We start from the raw sequence: 15,708 nt of genomic DNA, 5'->3' as shown, positions 1-15,708 counted from the left end.
AAGCGGGGCGAGCTGCGCCTTGTCCGTGTGACTTACCCGTTGCGCAGGTTATGACGTACGGGTAAAGTAATTCCAGGTTCGGCGGACATCGCCGAAATATCAGGGTTGTTACTGACACAGCAGGCAAGACCTGAGTCGCATTGCTGGTCCCAGGACCAGCGGCTTCATCGCGAGGCGCAAAGGCATCGAGGCATTCCATGCTTCGTACCCGCGCCCGTCGCCCAGGACCGTTCACTACGGAACCTAGGTCGTAAGCACCGTGCGGCTCGGGTCTTTTGTGTTTTAAGACGCCGGCCCCACGGCCGGTTGATTCACCGAGGAGTCATCCGTGGACTATCAGAAAACGGCGAAGTCCGTCCTGGACGGACTGGGTGGTGCCGACAACGTCGACTACTTCACCCACTGCGCGACCCGTCTCCGGGTCACCATCAACGACAAGAGCAAAATCAACAAGCCTCAGATCGAGAAGACCGACGGTGTTCTGTCGGTGATCGAGCAGTCCGGCCAGACCCAGGTTGTCATCGGCAATGAAGTAGCCGAGGTCTATGGAGAAATGTCCAAACTGCCCGGCATGGACAAGGAAAGCGGTTCGACCGCGTCGAAGACCAAGGCCGCGGGGCAAGGGAATGAGAAGAAAGCGGGAATCATCACCCGCATGTTCGATGTTCTTTCGGATTCGTTCCGGCCCGTGCTCTGGGCGCTTCTTGGTTCGTCGATGATCCTCACCCTCATCGTGCTGCTTCAGCAGCTCGGTGTATTCGGCCACTACACGAACTTCGCCGGCCAGGTGGTCAATGTCGACCTCGTCAACGGCCCCAAGGTCGGGGACGACGCCGCGAACGATGCCCTGCTCAACGACTGGCGCTCGCAGTTCCCGTTCTGGTTCATTCTGCTGGGCGCGGCCATGTCGGTTTTGAACTTCATGCCGATCTTCATCGGCGCGACGGCGGCAAAGCGGCTTGGCGCCAATATGTGGGTGGGCGCGGCCATCCCCGCTGCCCTCATGACGGATGCTTTCCGAGGCTTGGCAGAGATGGCCGGCAACGCCGACCACATCACCCTCTTCCACATCGGCGGTTGGGGCGTTCCGCTCTACCTGTTCAATTACACGGGACAGGTTTTCCCTCCCCTGTTCGCGGTCGCGGTTCTGGCGCCGCTGGAAAGATTCCTCAAGAAGATCATCCCGAACATGCTTCACATGGTCTTCGTCCCGATGATTTCGATTCTGATCATGGTTCCCTTGACTGCCCTCATCATCGGGCCGATTGGCGTGAACCTCGGACTCGGCATCTCGAACGTGTTCCAGTGGCTCAACGACATCAACCCCGCTATCGTGGGCGTCGTCGTCGCCGGTTCATATCTGTTCATGGTTCCGCTCGGACTCCACTGGCCCCTCAACGCAGTGATGATCTCCAACCTCTCAACCCTGGGCTACGACTTCATCCAGTCCCCCATGGCCGCGTACAACTTCGCCGTCTTCGGCGTGGTCACCGGCGTTGCCATTCGTGCCGCTCGTGACAAGGAACTGCGTCAGGTTGCCACGGGAGCCGCGGTCTCGGGTCTTCTCGGAGGCATTTCAGAGCCATCACTCTACGGTGTGGTCCTACGCTACAAGCGGGTCTTTCCGCTGATTCTGGTCCCGGCCATGATTGCCGGCGGCCTGATCTCCTGGATGGGCGTCAGGTCCTATGCTTTTGCCTTCACCTCGTTGCTGTCGATTCCCGCAATGCAGCCGATACCGCTCTTCGCGATCGGCCTGGCCATTGCATTCTTCGGTGGTTTGGCAGGAGTGCTGATCTTCGGTTTCCGCACCCGCGAGCAACGCGAAGCCGATCTCGCGAAACAGAATCTCGCCTCGGATGAGGTTCCCACGAGCGAGAAAACCGAGAACGTTATCGAGAAGGATCATCAAGACTCCGAGGTCGCGCGCTCCGAAGAACGCACTCCGGTCGGCGCGGGTGTAGGTGCTGCCGCGGCCGGGTCGACCGCTGCTTCCGCCGGGACCTCGGCTCCGGTGTCAGCCGCATCAGCGGAGCAGACGGGCCACTCAACCTCGCAACCGGCGGCGGGTACTGAGCTGACAGTTGGCGCTCCACTAGAAGGCGAAGCCGTCTCCCTGTCGGAAGTCCCCGATCCGATTTTCGCCGCCGGTAAGTTGGGTCAAGGCGTGGCAATCAAGCCGAGCGCCGAAACAGTTGTGGCTCCGGAGGCCGGCAAGATCATAGCGACACCTACCTCCGGCCATGCACTCGGTATCCGGTTGGATTCGGGGGTCGAACTGCTCATCCATGTGGGCATCGATACCGTGAACCTGGGTGGCCAGGGCTTCACACCCGAGGTGTCCAAAGGCGACCGGGTCGAGGCGGGGCAGAAGCTGCTGACGTTCGACCGCGAGGTCATCGCCGACTCCGGGTATTCGTCCATCACCCCCGTGCTGGTAACCAACACGCCCAAGTATGCGAGCGTCGAAGGCATCCCTGCGGGTGCCGCGTCCTTGGGGAGCCCGGTAATCCGGATCGTCACCAAGTAGCCTTCTGACGGTACGGCAACGGCCCGGCGTCCCATGGGACGCCGGGCCGTTGCTGCACGGGTGAAATTCAGTCTGAGGACGCGGAGCCCTCGAGGAGCTGACGCTGTTCGGCTGAGATGCGAACGATCCTCCCTTCCGGTTCGTTGAAGAATGCCAAAACGGTAGAGGCATCTACACAACGCTGACCGGTTCGAGCATCGTAGATTCGGTATTCGATCGCCAAACTTGCCGCAGTGATCTTATCCACCCAAACCTCTACCCGAGCAGGCGTCCTGCTGTACGGAAGCGGGGCACGGTACTTGATGTGGTTCTCAGCAATCAACGCCTGCGTTCCGCGGGGAAGCCGGGTGAAAAGCGGAATGGGAGCGTCCGACTCTTCCGCTCCCGGAGCCGCCGGTGGCGGGCCGAATGCTGCCACGCGGGCTTCCTCCATGATGCGCGCGATCTGCACGTTGTTGATGTGGTGGTACGCATCCATGTCGCCCCAGCGAAGGGGCACATTTACGGTGAGGATTCGAGAACTCATCCTTCCACCTTATCCATTGGAGGGAAGGTTGGATTTCAATCCCGCCGTGCGTGCGAGAACGCACCGATTCCGCCCCTCGGGCGGCGCCCCAGGAACGGAACCGGTACGTTCTCGCACGTACCGACATCGGTCATCAGCTCGGATTGGTTACGGTCCAGCCATTGGAGAACTTCTGGTAATACTGGCTTCCGTTCCAGATCCGTTCCGTTGTCGGGTACCCGTACCCTCGCTCATAACCGGCAGCCATCCATTCCTTGCCGATCTCGCCCCAGGTGTACACCGCATGGGTTCCGGTGCCGAATGGAGTCCAGTACACCGTGTAGCCGTTGGAGAAGGTTTGATAACAGCCGCCTCCGACCAACCCGCACGTCTCCTCGTTGACCGGATACCCATAGAACCGCTCATACCCGGAAGCCATCCATTTATCCCCGATCGCACCCCACGTATATACCGCGTGGGTTCCCGTGCCGTTCGGGGTCCAGTAGATGGTGTATCCATTCGAGAAAGTCTGGTAACAGCCGCCCTGGACCAAACCGCACGTCTCGTTATTGACCGGTTCGCCGTATTTGCTGCGATTTGCGTTCCACTTGGCACCGATCGCCCCGGAGAGATTGACCCTTCTCCCATTCGCCGACGTGTAATACGAGCCCCCCGTATCACCACCCGGATTTCCTGGGGAGCGGCCACCGACCGGCTTGTAACCCGCGTTCCTGACCAAGTCGGACAGTCCAGCTGCGTTGCCGTTGAAAACGTTCGAATCCCCCGAATAGGGCCCGGAAGCGCTGTATTGCCAGATGTCGTAGGTACTCCACCCGGCGGGCATCGGTCCCGCCGTGGACGAATAATACGAGATATCCAGCGGCATAGAGTTGAACTGATTGGTGTTACCGGTGCAAGAAACCCACCAGGAGTAGTTCGTGTAAATCACCGGATACCGTCCGGTTCGGTTCTTGTACTGTTCCGTGAATGATGTGATCCACGAGTTCATCTGGCCTTGGGACATGTTGTAACAGGTGTTGCCCAGACTCGGATACGGATTGAACTCGATATCCAGCATTCCGGGCATCGTTCGACCGTCCGCGGTCCAGCCACCGCCGTTGTTCACGAAGTAATCGGCCTGCGCCGCCCCGGAAGACTGGGAGGGCAAAGCAAAATGGTAGCCACCACGGTACATTCCCGCGTTGCTGGCTCCGGTGTACTGAGAAGAGAAAGTGGGAGAGGTGTAACCAGTCCCCTCACTGGCTTTGATGTAAGCGAAACGAGCCCCGTTGGCGTATTCGGAATTCCAGTTGACGTTGGGCTGCCACCCGGAAACGTCCATCCCCTGGATTCCCGACGTCGCCGCGGTTTGCCCTACCCCTGCCGATGCGGCTGCACCCGCGACTTCCGGAGCAGCGTTCTTGGTCACCGCTTCGCCTTTGAGTGCTTTCTGCATGTCCTGGTGAGCTGATTCCGCCGATGCCGGAGACAGATGGTCCATCTGGTCCATGGGCTTCTGAGTCTGCCCCATCGTCGCACCCGGATTCTCGCCACCGGTGATAGGGGGATTCGCACCGAGGGTCGGTGATTTGAGGACATCCCGCTCGGGGACAAGGCTCCTGACCTGTTTGTTTTCGGTACCATCGGTTTCATTCGCCAGCGACGACGTGCCGGTCGAAGTCGACTCCGGTACACCGTCGACCGCGAAAGCAGGCGCATGGATGCCCAACAACCCCATGCATAAGGTCAGTGTCAGAGCCCCTTTGGCCGTTCTTTTCAGTCCTAATGCGGAAGGGGGACGAAGAGTTATTGTCATGCGATTGATTCCCTTAAGGCCGGCCCGGCACGATATGGGTCGATACAGGCAATTGCCTCCCCTATCGGCGCGGGTGAATGATCGTGGGGTATTCCACGGATCAAGATTAGCGCCGACCAACCGCTCGTCTCGGTAGAACTACACGTCAGTTTTCGTTGCGAGTTCCGCCTCGTCGAATGCGTCTTTGTCACTGCCGACAAACCGGCGCACAAACGCGTAGTAAATAATCGTCAGGAAAGCGTAGAAACACACCGCGACAATGCCCGGCAGGCGCATATCAGGACTCGAGAACACCGCGGCAAAAATGGCCACCAAACAGATGATGCCGATAATTGCCGTTGGTACTCCCCCGATCAATCGGAATTCTGCGGAAGCCCCGTTCCGGCGCCGGTAGCTGATGTAGGAGAACAGGATCAATGTCCACACCACGAGGATGAACGTGGTGATCACCGACATCATGATCAGGAAAACGTTCTCGGTGACCAGGGCAAGGACGATGACCAGAAGAATGCCCACACATGAAATGGCCAAGGACCGTACAGGGCTGCCCAGCTTGGTCGTTCGCTGCAGTCCGCGAGGCGCCATGCCCTGGTACGACAGCGAATGAATGAGGCGCGTCCCGGCATAGACGTTTGCGTTGGCTGCGGAGAGCGCCGCGACGAGAACAATGAAATTGATAATCGCTGCTGCCGCCGGGATTCCGACCTCGGAGAAGACCATCACGAAGGGACTCGATGACAGGTCACCGGTGCCCGCGGCCGCGGACCACGGCATCAGCGCCATGACCACGAATAGGGCCAATACGTAGAACGTCGCAAGACGCCAGATCGTTGCCTTGCCGGCGCTGCGGACGGAGCGCACAGGGTCCTTGGCCTCCGCAGCGGAAATCGAGATGAGCTCAATACCGCCGAAGGAGAACATGACCACTGCCATGCCCAACCAGATCGAGCTCGGACCGTTGGGCATGAAACCATGTTCGGTCAGGTGCCTCGTCCCCTCGGCTGGGTGGCTTGGAAGACCGAAGAACACGATGATCAGACCGATCACAATGAACGCAATCACGGCGATGACTTTGATACCAGACAGGAAGAATTCGACCAGGCCGAAGGACTTCACACTGTATGCATTGAGGGAAATGACGACGACGGCGAAGACCAGGATGCCCGCCCAGAGCGGGAATTCCGGCCACCAGAACTTGAGATAAGTGGCCACGGCGACCAGTTCGGCGCCGGCAACACACACGGTCGTCGCCCAATAGGCCCAACGGGTCACGAAGCCACCAAAGGGACCGAGAAACCGGCCCGCCATGGTTCCGAAACCGCCCCGAACGGGGAATTTGACCGCCATTTCCCCGGCCGCGCAGGCGATGATCGCCGCAATCAACGAGCCGATCGCATAACAGATGATGACCGCAGGCCCGGCCACGCCGATCGCCGCTCCCGAACCCAGAAAAAGTCCCGTGCCCAGGGCGGAGCCCAACGCGATCATGGTCATCTGCTCATGAGACAGCGAGCGCGCGAGCGCGCCATCCTTCGTATTCTTTTCCATTGAGCTGCCCAGGGCCTTTCGCGTGAATTCGAGTGAATATCCCGTATTATCGCGCGATTGCACCGGGTTACGCACACTGGATTCCACACTTCAAACAACGCAAGAACCCGGAGGGAAGCAGGTACTCATTGCTGAGGTGTGATGAACTAGTGCTATGAGTGCTTCTTCGAGCTATACGTCCACGCCTCCCGTGCCAGGATCGCACGGTTGGGTTCGAACGAGCGCCCACACTGCGTACCTGACCGTCGACAATCCCAGCGCAATGACGCTGGAGGGCACGAATACCTACGTCATCGGCGACTTGGGAGAAACCTTCCCACCGGCTCCGGGTCAGCCGAAGCCGCAGGCGGTCGTCGTCGATCCCGGCCCCCGAGACCAAGGGCATGCCCGCGCTGTCACCGCCGCCGTGGATGTCGCCCTGATCGTGGTGACCCACTGGCACGAGGACCACATCGGCAACGTTCAATTCTTGCGCGAGCTCACTGACGCACCCGTCCGTGCGTGGGATCGATCGCTGTGTGTTGGGGCCGGACCGCTTCAGGACGAAGAAGTATTGCGGGAAGTCGACGTCGAGATCAGCGTATGGCACGCGCCGGGGCACACCTCCGATTCGATCTGTCTCAGCATTTTCGACGACGGCGTGATCCTGACGGGGGATACGATTCTGGGCCGCGGCACCACAATGCTCGACTACCCCAATGGCGATTTGGAGGACTATCTCGATACCCTGCGGGTGTTCAAAGATGAGCCAGGCTTCACGGTACTGCCTGCTCACGGCCCGCACGGCGAATTCCTCGAAGAAGCTTGCGAGCGCCTGTTGGACCACCGTCTCAATCGAATCCACGAGCTGCGCCGCCGTCTCAAGGCGTCCAACGACGACCTCGGTCCCTCCGCATCGGCGCTGGCCTCCGATATCTACGCGCATGTCCCTGAGGAAGTGCGCGGGCCGGCCGTGAAAACCCTCAAGGCCCAGCTCGCGTACCTCATGGACATCGGAGAAATAGCCGGATTTACCGATTGACCGCACCCGGATACGTGGGTTCGTGCCGTTTGAACCAACCTATAGTCGGGTACGTGATGGGCAACAGGACAACCTCGATGAGGCACTTGTAGAAGTAGCCGACGATGACGTAATTAGCGAAATCACCGAATTGTTCGATGCCGAGGATCGGCGCCGCGATCGTGCAGAAGATCAGGGTATCGGCGAACTCTCCCACCAGAGTGGAACCGATCAGGCGAATCCACATGAACCGCTCACGGGTCCATTTCTTGATCAGCGCCATGATCCATGCATTCAGCAGCTGCCCGACCAGGAAGCCGAGCAGCGAGCCACCGATGATTCGGGGCACCGGCCCGAGGACGGCTTCGAAGGCCTCTTGGTTCTCGTAGAAATCAGCCGAGGGCAGCATGATCGTGATCCAAAAACACAGGGACGCGAAAGCCCCCGCGCAGAAGCTCGTCACGATCGCCCGACGCGCCGCTTTGAATCCGTACACCTCGGTCACCACGTCACCCAAGACGTATGCGAGCGGGAACAGGAAGAAACCGCCGTCGGTCAGAATGGGCCCGAATGCGACACCCTTGGTCGCGCCGATGTTCGACAGGATCAGCAATACGCAGTACAACGCGAGAAGTAGGTCGAAGTAAGTCCGCGGGCGCTTCGCGTATCGGGGCTGAGCCGGTCGCCAAGGCGTCCCGGCTTCGGGGCTCGGGGCTGACGGCCTCGCCCGTCTGCCCTGTCCGGATGGGGTGGACTGCATGCTGGTCACCAATCTGTATTGACGCGACCTCTCGATTCCGAGAAACCGTGGTTCGACTGTTCCGAAGTGAAGGCCTTCTCAGCCTTCGAGGCCCGTCTGCCACCCGAGCCGTGAAAATCTTACCTGTCGGCTGGATAATGGGTACATGACTACGACTACTCAAACCCCTGTTGCGATGACCATCGCGGGTTCCGAAGCCACCGGTGGCGCCGGGGCTCTGGCTGACATCAAGACGTTCCAGGCCCTCGGCGTCTCCGGGTGTCTCTCCTTGACCTGCATTGTGTCTTTCGACCCCAAAAACGACTGGGGGCATCGCGTTTTCCCGATCGATCAGCAAACCCTCGCAGACCAGTTGGAGGTCAACACGGCCGTCTACGATCTGGACGCGGTCAAGATCGGCATGCTCGGTTCGCCCGCAACCATTGAGACCGTCGCCTCGACTTTGGTGCAAAACAAGCCCCGGAACATCGTGCTGGACCCGGTGCTGATCTGCAAGGGCCAGGAGCCCGGTGCGGCCTTGGACACGGATGAGGCTCTCAAGGCCAAAATCCTTCCCTTGGCCGACTTCGTGACCCCGAATCACTTCGAGTCCCTCTCGCTGTCAGGAATGGATGAGATTTCCAGCGTCGAGGATTTGGAAGAGGCCGCCAAACGGATTCACGAACGTTCCGGTGCTGCGGTACTCGCCAAAGGCGGCGTAAGGCTCGCGGGACCGGATGCAGTTGACGTGTTCTATGACGGCAAGACCTTGAAAGTGTTGTCCGCACCCAAGATCGGTGAGGTCGCGGTTGCCGGGGCCGGATGCTCACTTGCGGCCGCCGTGACCGCCGAACTTGCCAAGGGTGCTACGCCGCTCGAGGCGGCGGAGAATGCCAAACGCTTCGTCAGCCAAGGCATTGAGGCACGAATCAGCTCCCATGCTCCGTTCGATTCGTTGAGGCAGATCAACCAAACCTCCTGACGGTACGCACGTGGCCACGCCGGAAGGAATCCGACCTGGCCACGTGCGTACGCTCGGAAGGAGGTCAAGAAGCCACTGAGCGCAACCTCGGCCCCTCCACCGGGAGCAGATCCGTATACGCCGCAACCGGCCGGCCCTCGTCGTCGAATTGGGCTCCCAGGCCGAGCTGGATAAATCTGGTCGTGTGCCGGATACGTTCGTCGCGAGCTTCTTCGTCTTCGTTCTTGCCGCGGTCCGCAGCCGAACTGAGCGATCCGTGCACCAGCTGCGCAAGTTCGGTGATGTCCGATTGGGCCAGGTATCCCTGGTCTATGCAGGCCGTCAGGATCCTCGCGAGCACAGCTTGCAGTTCACCGACGTGATCCCCGAGCTTCTCGAATGCCTCCGGAGACAGCACCGACCTCATGGCAGGCCCGGGCGGAAGATGACGACGGGACATGTCCTCGATCTGCATGCGAACGTAGACCGCAAGTTGGTCCACCGGGTTGGTGACGCTGGTCAGCTCCGTACGCAGATCGTTGATGAAACGTTCGGTCTCATCCAGCGCATATGCAACCAACAGCTCGCCCATGTCGGCGAAGTAGTTGTATACGGCGGTTCGACCGATCCCGGCGTTCTTGGCAACGTGGGTCATGGTCAAACCGGTGAGACCGCGGGTATAGAGGAGCTCCCCGAAGGATTTTAGGATCGCGTTCTGGGTGTTCTCTCGCTGGGCGGCATTGGAGGCTGCGGAGATACGAGGCATATTGACAGTATAGGACCGGTTGTCACTAAATAACGAGCCGAGAGGCGATGTCTCAGTGACCTGCCAGGCGGCATTCAGCTTTCCCACTTGTGATTTTCTTCCGGGTCGACGGCCTCTGCGTCCAGGTCGAGGATGCGAGCATACATCACGGGGCGATGCTGCAAAGCTGTTCGCAAGGCACGGTGCACCCCTTCTTCGAGGTACATCCGGCCCTCCCATTTGACGACATGAGGGAATATGTCCCCATAAAAGGTGGAATCCTCCCCGAAGAGGGTCGAAAGGTCGAGCATCCTCTGCGTGGTGATCAGCTGATCGAGCCTCACCTGCCGCGGGGCGAGCATGCCCCACTCCTTCTGGCTCTTGAACGGATGCGCGGGGTATGGCCGCGTCTCCCCGACCGCCTTGAAGATCATGAGTTCCATGGTAGTACCGCCCACTGTGTTCTGCGTTACTTTTCACGCTGAGCTGTCTACAAATGCCCTTGCCACTCCGGGGCAACGAAGAGTCTTGCCGGTCCGCGAATGGGGGGGGGGGCAGGCCCCCAGCGCCCAGCCGTGGGCGTCGGCCAAGCGCTCGGTCGTCACAACCTCCTCAGGGTGCCCCGGCGCCATTACCCGACCCTGACGGAACAGGACAACTCGGCCGGCATGAGCCGCGGCGACGTCGAGATCATGCAGAACCACGGCCGCTTTAGTCAAGACGAACCTTGTTGCGGTCGAAATAATTTGGTGACAAGATGTCACCACCATGTTGCTGACACTTTGTCAGCATCTCGATACACGGAGACCCCCTTGAAATCAGCGCCTTACACCCCTCCGAACCCCGATGACGCGCCGAACGAAGACACCAGATTTTCGGCGGTTGTTCGCGCCCGTACCGCGGAAAGGCATTCCAAGGCCGAGCACTCGACCTTCATGTCAGATCTCATGGAAGGGAGTCTGGATGCTGCGGCCTATACCCAACTCCTCACGCAGTACGAGTACATCTACGAGGCCCTCGAGTCAGTCGCCCACCGCTTCCGCCAGCTCGACGACGAGCTGACTCGCCCTTTCAACCAACCAGGGCTGGACCGCCTCGCATTGATCCGACACGACCTTCGGCAGTTACGAAAGCCGGGTGACGCGATGACCCCTTGCCTAACCTCGACGAACGATTACGTGGAACGAATCAGGCAGACCGCAGCATCGCCCGAGCGTTTCCTGGCTCATCATTACTTGCGGTACTTGGGCGATCTTTCCGGCGGGCAAGCGGTTGCCGCGCTCATGGAGCGCCACTACGGCGTGTCCAGTGAGGGATTGAGCATGTATCGCTTCGAGGAGCTCCCCAAGCCCAAGATCTTCAAGGACCAGTACCGCACCCTCCTGGACGAGGCGCCCATGTCCGAGGAACAGCACCAAGCCTTTCTCGATGAAGCGGTCCTGGGCTTCGATCTGAACGCCCGCGTCTTCGATGACCTGGCGGCCCACCGCGAGCGCGCAGGTACCACAATCTAGCCTCGATCTCTCCTTAACGTACGACGCCGCCCGCCCACCATCCCTCAAGGATGGTGGGCGGGCGGCGTCGTCATGGAGCCCAAGGCCCGAGGTGCGATCCCGGGCGTACAGACAGCCGAGTTACTTTCGGTGGATATTCATCATCGAACCTGTTTCCGGAAGGGGAAATTCACCGGTCCGAGGGCGAACCTCATCTTCCGAACCTGCCCTCGATTCCGCACCATCACTGTTGCCGGATGAAGCAACGTGGCGCGGAGCCGACGACTCGGTCTCACCCTCGTGCGAAGCTCCCTCGGAGGAACCCTCGGCCTTGACGTCCTCGGTTTTTCCGGAGTCGGAGACGCTGGTTGCCAGTGCCTTCTCGCGGATGAACAAGAGGACGAGAGCCGCAAGAATACCGAGCGGAGCGATCCACAAGAAGATCGGGACGAGGGCGTCGTTGTACGCTCCCACGACGATTCCCTTGATCGGCTCCGGAAGGCCGCTGACGAGCGCCGGGGTCAGCGAGTTGGACCCACCACTTCCGGTAGCGGACATCGCCTGTGGAGGCATGCGGTCCTCGAGGAACGTCTTCAGGCGCGAAGTGAACAGGCCGCCCACCAAGGCCGAACCCATGGTCGCACCGACCTGGCGGAAGAAGTTGTTGGACGCCGTCGCAGTGCCGACCATGCTGATCGGGAACGAGTTCTGCACGATGAGCGTCAGCAGCTGCATGGACATACCCAAGCCCAAACCGATCACGGCCAGGAAGATGCAGATGATGTAGGCCGGGGTATCAACCTCGAGGTGGGACAAGAGGAAGAGACCAAGAGCCAGCAGAACCGAGCCCACGACGGTGAAGGCCTTGTAGCGGCCGATTTTCGAAACGATGAAGCCGACGGAGATCGACGTAATGAGCAGCATGCCCATCATCGGAATCATGAGCAGACCGGCTTCGGTCGCATCCACGCCGAGAACCATCTGCATGTACGTCGGCATGTAGCCGACGGCACCGAACATACCGATGCCCATGCACAGGTTGGCGATGGTGGTCAGGTTGAAGTTGCGGTCCTTGAACAACGCGAGCGGCATGACCGGCTCGGTCACCTTGGACTCGATCGGAATGAAGATTGCCACGCAGACGACGACGGCGATCAGCAGACCGATAATGGTCGGCGAATTCCAGTCGTACTGGTTGCCGCCCCAGGTCATCGCCAGGACCAGACAAGCGGTTGCCGCACCAAGGAACATCATGCCGAACACGTCAATCTTTCGACGTTGCTGGTCCACAGCCTTATTGGTGTGCGGGATGAGGAAAATGGTTGCCGCGAGCGCGAGGACTCCGAGCGGAATATTCATCCAGAAGGCCCAACGCCAACCGGGCCCTTCGGTCAACCAACCACCGAGCAGCGGGCCGGCAACGGATGAGAACGCGAAAACACCCATGAGGGCGCCCATGTACTTACCGCGCTCACGCGCGGGGATGACGTCCGCAATCACGGACTGCGAGAGGATCATCAACCCGCCGCCGCCGAGGCCCTGCAGGCCACGAGCAATGATGAGGGTCGTCATATTTTGGGCGACAGCGCCAGTTATCGAACCGGCTGCGAAGGCGAGGATTGCAAAAATCAGCAGAGGCTTGCGCCCCCAGAGGTCGCCCAGTTTTCCGTAGGCCGGCATCATGATGGTCGAGACCATAATGAACGCTGTGATGACCCAGCTCATGTGCTCGACGCCGTTGAGCTCGCCGACGATGGTCGGCAAGGACGGAGAGAGAACGGTCTGGTTCAGCGACGACATCAGCATGATGATCATCAGGCCGATGAAGAGCAAGGGGATATTGGTGTTCGGGGTGGGTCGGCCGAACCCTTCCTTCTCCGCAGAATGCGCAGAACTCAATGTCCCCGTCTGGGGCGATGCGGACCCGCCGTCTGCGGCTCCGGAGTCGGTCGTGCCACCCCCTGGGGCGTGACGCGGTGTGTAGGTGGTACTCAACGGGGCTCCTTGACGATGGTGGAGAACAGATTCACTGTGCGGTTGATGGATGCGGCAAATTCTTCCCGGGAAGACCGTGCGCCGTAGTCGACGTATCGGAGAACCGCGGTGGCCATGAGGATGATCGCGCGAATGCGCTCTTCCTGCTCCGGCGCCGGGTCGCTGTTCTCGTCCTCGCGAGGCACGAACTGTCCGGTCTCTTGATAGACCGACCAGTCCATTCTCAGCAAGAAATCCTTGAGCTCCTGCTCGCAACGAAGCATGTGGATTTTCATGCGTTGACGCATGTACTCCCCGTCTTCGACGAGTTGGCCCATGACCTCCTTGAGGTCACCTGCGAAGGAATCGTACATGACACGAGCCAAAAGCTGGGCGGCCTGTGCGAGAAGACCACCGGAGTCGCTCGCTTGAACGCTACCGAGTATTTCCTGGGTCATTTGCGGAGGACGCAATCCGATGACGGCATCCTCCTTGGTTGCGAAGTAATTGAAGAACGTACGCGGCGAGACGCCGGCCTTTTCTGCAATCAACTCCGCCGTGGTCTGCTTGATCCCCCGCTCGGACGCGAGCTCACGCGCGGCCTCGTGGATCGAGTCCCACGTCCGCGCGCGGCGACGTTCTCGGAGGGATGGTTCAGTGGTTTGCACTCATGCAGTTTATGCAGTTCTGCAAACAGTGCACAACTGCAAATTTTGTGGCGTTGCTCTCAAAGGTTCGCCTTACTATATAAGTAGGCGATGGGCGCACGACGGCGCCGCGTGAAAATGACAGCCTCGTGGACCATCTTTTTTCACGCGGCGCCGTCGTTCGTGGAGCTCGTGGAAGTCGCCTTTTCTCGGACCGCCGACTCTAGGCGGCGTCATCTTCCTCGCCGGGACGCGCCGGGGTGTCCTCCGTGGACGGCTGACCCACGTACGCACCCTTGTATGCCGCCGCAGGGTGGTTCTCGTCGATGGAAACCTGCCCCTGACCGAAGAGGTTCTCCCGGAATGTCGAGCCTTCGTACGAGGTGCGGTAGCGCCCGCGCTTCTGCAGCTCGGGAACAACGAACTCCACGAAGTCTTCGAATGAACCCGGAGAGACGTGGTACGCGAGATTGATACCGTCCAGCCCTCCTTCATCGATCCAGCGTTCGAGCTCGTCCGCAACCTTTTCCGGGCCGCCGATGATCACATCGCCCATGCCGCCAATCGCGCAGTGCTTCGCAATGTCCTCTCGGGTCCATTCCTTGTCCTTGGACTGCAGAGTAAATGGCGTGAGGAAGGACTGGATCGAGTCGGTCTTGATGTAGTTGAGCACCTCATCCTCGCCGAATTGGGAAAGGTCCACTCCTGACCAACCGCCAATGATCGCCTGAGAAGTCTCGGTCGAAACATACTTCAAGTACTCCTCGTACTTTGCCTGGGCCTTTTCGTCGGTCTCGTCCACGATGACCGAGAGCATTGCGAAGATCTTGACGTCATCGCGCTGACGACCGGTCTTCTCTGCCTCGTCTCGAATCTTGTCCGTCATGAATCGGGTGAGGTCCGGTCGAAGGCCCCCGACGAACACGGCTTCGGCGTGCTTGCCCGCAAAAGCCTGCCCCCGCGACGAAGCCCCTGCCTGAAAGATCACCGGTGTGCGCTGACGGGAAGGCTCGGTCAGACCGGCGCCCGGGACGGTGAAGTATTTGCCCTGGTGTCGAATCGGATGGACCTTAGCCGGGTCCGCGTAGACGCCGGACTCTCGATCCTTGACCACGGCGTCGTCCTCCCAGGATCCTTCCCACAGTTTGTAGCAGACGTCGAGGAACTCGTCGGCGATCTCGTAGCGCTTGTCATGCTCGATTTGGCGCGGCAGTCCCTGATTCTCGGCCGCAGAGGGGAGGTACGAGGTCACCACGTTGAATCCGACGCGCCCTTTGGTCAGGTGGTCGAGCGTCGCGTATTTCCGGGCGAGAGTATAGGGCTGCTCGTAGGTCACGGCGCTGGTCACGCCGAAACCGAGGTTTTCGGTCACGGCCGCCATCGCTGAAATCTGCATGAACGGATCGTTGACCGGTACCTGTGCACCGCCGCGGATCGAAGGTGCCGCGGAGTTCTTGTAGACGTCGTAGATGCCCACGACGTCGGCCAGGAAGACCCCGTCGAACAACCCTTTCTCTAGGGTTTTGGCGAGGTCTGTCCAGTATTCGATGGTGTTGTACTCAGTGGCACGCGAGCGAGGGTGGCGCCACAGATCAAAGCTCTGATGACCCACGCACGTCATATCAAAGGCGTTGATGGCGATGCGCTTCTTTTCCGACATCGGGATTCCTTTCGGTGCATGGAGGGACTCCAACAGGTCTCCGCGCGCCCGAGCCTTGCGCTTCTGTCCCGGTAACGAGAAGCGGCGCAA

At 60.0% G+C, this 15,708-nt stretch carries 13 protein-coding genes; 4 read left to right on the top strand and 9 right to left on the bottom strand.

Annotated elements, in window-relative coordinates; all coding sequences use genetic code 11:
- The first annotated feature begins 328 nt into the window (after positions 1-328).
- Positions 329-2,530, top strand: a complete 2,202-nt coding sequence (locus sake_RS01940; protein ID WP_129358637.1) for a glucose PTS transporter subunit IIA — start codon at positions 329-331, stop codon at positions 2,528-2,530.
- Positions 2,531-2,597: 67 nt separating this feature from the next.
- On the opposite strand, the gene sake_RS01935 is transcribed toward sake_RS01940, so the two are convergent.
- From sake_RS01935 to sake_RS01925, 3 genes are all read right to left on the bottom strand, one after another.
- Positions 2,598-3,056: a thioesterase family protein gene (locus sake_RS01935; protein WP_129358635.1), complete on the bottom strand. Its 459-nt coding sequence runs from the start codon at positions 3,054-3,056 to the stop codon at positions 2,598-2,600.
- Between the two features lie 133 nt (positions 3,057-3,189).
- Entirely contained in the window at positions 3,190-4,851 is a 1,662-nt protein-coding gene (locus sake_RS01930) for a GH25 family lysozyme (protein ID WP_207718913.1), read from the bottom strand.
- A gap of 138 nt (positions 4,852-4,989) precedes the next feature.
- Complete coding sequence (locus sake_RS01925) at positions 4,990-6,399, bottom strand: amino acid permease (RefSeq protein WP_238147523.1); 1,410 nt, start codon at positions 6,397-6,399, stop codon at positions 4,990-4,992.
- A gap of 154 nt (positions 6,400-6,553) precedes the next feature.
- Between sake_RS01925 and sake_RS01920 the strand changes: the two genes are divergently transcribed.
- The gene (locus sake_RS01920) at positions 6,554-7,420 is read left to right on the top strand and encodes an MBL fold metallo-hydrolase (RefSeq protein ID WP_129358631.1); all 867 of its coding nucleotides are present in this window, start codon (positions 6,554-6,556) and stop codon (positions 7,418-7,420) included.
- On the opposite strand, the gene sake_RS01915 is transcribed toward sake_RS01920, so the two are convergent.
- Complete coding sequence (locus tag sake_RS01915; RefSeq protein WP_178945341.1) at positions 7,410-8,159, bottom strand: queuosine precursor transporter; 750 nt, start codon at positions 8,157-8,159, stop codon at positions 7,410-7,412. The genes sake_RS01920 and sake_RS01915 overlap by 11 nt on opposite strands.
- A 145-nt stretch (positions 8,160-8,304) precedes the next feature.
- Between sake_RS01915 and sake_RS01910 the strand changes: the two genes are divergently transcribed.
- Positions 8,305-9,120, top strand: a complete 816-nt coding sequence (locus sake_RS01910; RefSeq protein ID WP_129358627.1) for a hydroxymethylpyrimidine/phosphomethylpyrimidine kinase — start codon at positions 8,305-8,307, stop codon at positions 9,118-9,120.
- A 64-nt stretch (positions 9,121-9,184) separates the two neighbouring features.
- On the opposite strand, the gene sake_RS01905 is transcribed toward sake_RS01910, so the two are convergent.
- On the bottom strand, positions 9,185-9,865 hold the full coding sequence (locus sake_RS01905; RefSeq protein ID WP_129358625.1) for a TetR/AcrR family transcriptional regulator: 681 nt from the start codon (positions 9,863-9,865) through the stop codon (positions 9,185-9,187).
- Between the two features lie 74 nt (positions 9,866-9,939).
- Positions 9,940-10,278, bottom strand: coding sequence for a type II toxin-antitoxin system VapB family antitoxin (locus sake_RS01900; RefSeq protein ID WP_129358623.1), 339 nt, complete (start codon positions 10,276-10,278; stop codon positions 9,940-9,942).
- A 378-nt stretch (positions 10,279-10,656) separates the two neighbouring features.
- Here sake_RS01900 and sake_RS01895 point away from each other — a divergent pair, with 378 nt between their 5' ends.
- A complete protein-coding gene (locus tag sake_RS01895) occupies positions 10,657-11,358 on the top strand; it encodes a heme oxygenase (biliverdin-producing) (protein WP_243155722.1) in 702 nt (233 codons plus the stop codon).
- 120 nt (positions 11,359-11,478) lie between these two features.
- Here the strand turns inward: sake_RS01895 and sake_RS01890 are convergent, their stop codons facing one another.
- The 3 genes from sake_RS01890 to sake_RS01880 all read right to left on the bottom strand — a co-directional run bounded on the left by sake_RS01890 (position 11,479) and on the right by sake_RS01880 (position 15,618).
- Entirely contained in the window at positions 11,479-13,236 is a 1,758-nt protein-coding gene (locus sake_RS01890) for an MDR family MFS transporter (RefSeq protein ID WP_371811968.1), read from the bottom strand.
- 92 nt (positions 13,237-13,328) lie between these two features.
- Positions 13,329-13,979 (bottom strand): TetR/AcrR family transcriptional regulator, encoded by a 651-nt coding sequence (locus tag sake_RS01885; RefSeq protein WP_129358621.1) that lies wholly within the window; start codon positions 13,977-13,979, stop codon positions 13,329-13,331.
- A gap of 202 nt (positions 13,980-14,181) precedes the next feature.
- Positions 14,182-15,618, bottom strand: a complete 1,437-nt coding sequence (locus sake_RS01880; RefSeq protein WP_178945340.1) for an LLM class flavin-dependent oxidoreductase — start codon at positions 15,616-15,618, stop codon at positions 14,182-14,184.
- Positions 15,619-15,708: the final 90 nt, after the last annotated feature.

Source organism: Kocuria sp. TGY1127_2 (assembly GCF_013394385.1).
Taxonomy (GTDB): Bacteria; Actinomycetota; Actinomycetes; order Actinomycetales; family Micrococcaceae; genus Rothia.
The sequence above is the reverse complement of the archived record's forward strand: the minus strand, read 5'-3'. Positions and strand labels throughout refer to the sequence as shown.

Excerpts from the sequence above, each read along its gene's own strand:
- sake_RS01935 (WP_129358635.1), bottom strand. The coding sequence starts at position 3,056 with ATGAGTTCTCGAATCCTCACCGTAAATGTGCCCCTTCGCTGGGGCGAC.
- sake_RS01930 (WP_207718913.1), bottom strand. The coding sequence starts at position 4,851 with ATGACAATAACTCTTCGTCCCCCTTCCGCATTAGGACTGAAAAGAACG.
- sake_RS01925 (WP_238147523.1), bottom strand. The coding sequence starts at position 6,399 with ATGGAAAAGAATACGAAGGATGGCGCGCTCGCGCGCTCGCTGTCTCAT.
- sake_RS01920 (WP_129358631.1), top strand. The coding sequence starts at position 6,554 with ATGAGTGCTTCTTCGAGCTATACGTCCACGCCTCCCGTGCCAGGATCG.
- sake_RS01915 (WP_178945341.1), bottom strand. The coding sequence starts at position 8,159 with ATGCAGTCCACCCCATCCGGACAGGGCAGACGGGCGAGGCCGTCAGCC.
- sake_RS01910 (WP_129358627.1), top strand. The coding sequence starts at position 8,305 with ATGACTACGACTACTCAAACCCCTGTTGCGATGACCATCGCGGGTTCC.
- sake_RS01905 (WP_129358625.1), bottom strand. The coding sequence starts at position 9,865 with ATGCCTCGTATCTCCGCAGCCTCCAATGCCGCCCAGCGAGAGAACACC.
- sake_RS01900 (WP_129358623.1), bottom strand. The coding sequence starts at position 10,278 with ATGATCTTCAAGGCGGTCGGGGAGACGCGGCCATACCCCGCGCATCCG.
- sake_RS01880 (WP_178945340.1), bottom strand. The coding sequence starts at position 15,618 with ATGTCGGAAAAGAAGCGCATCGCCATCAACGCCTTTGATATGACGTGC.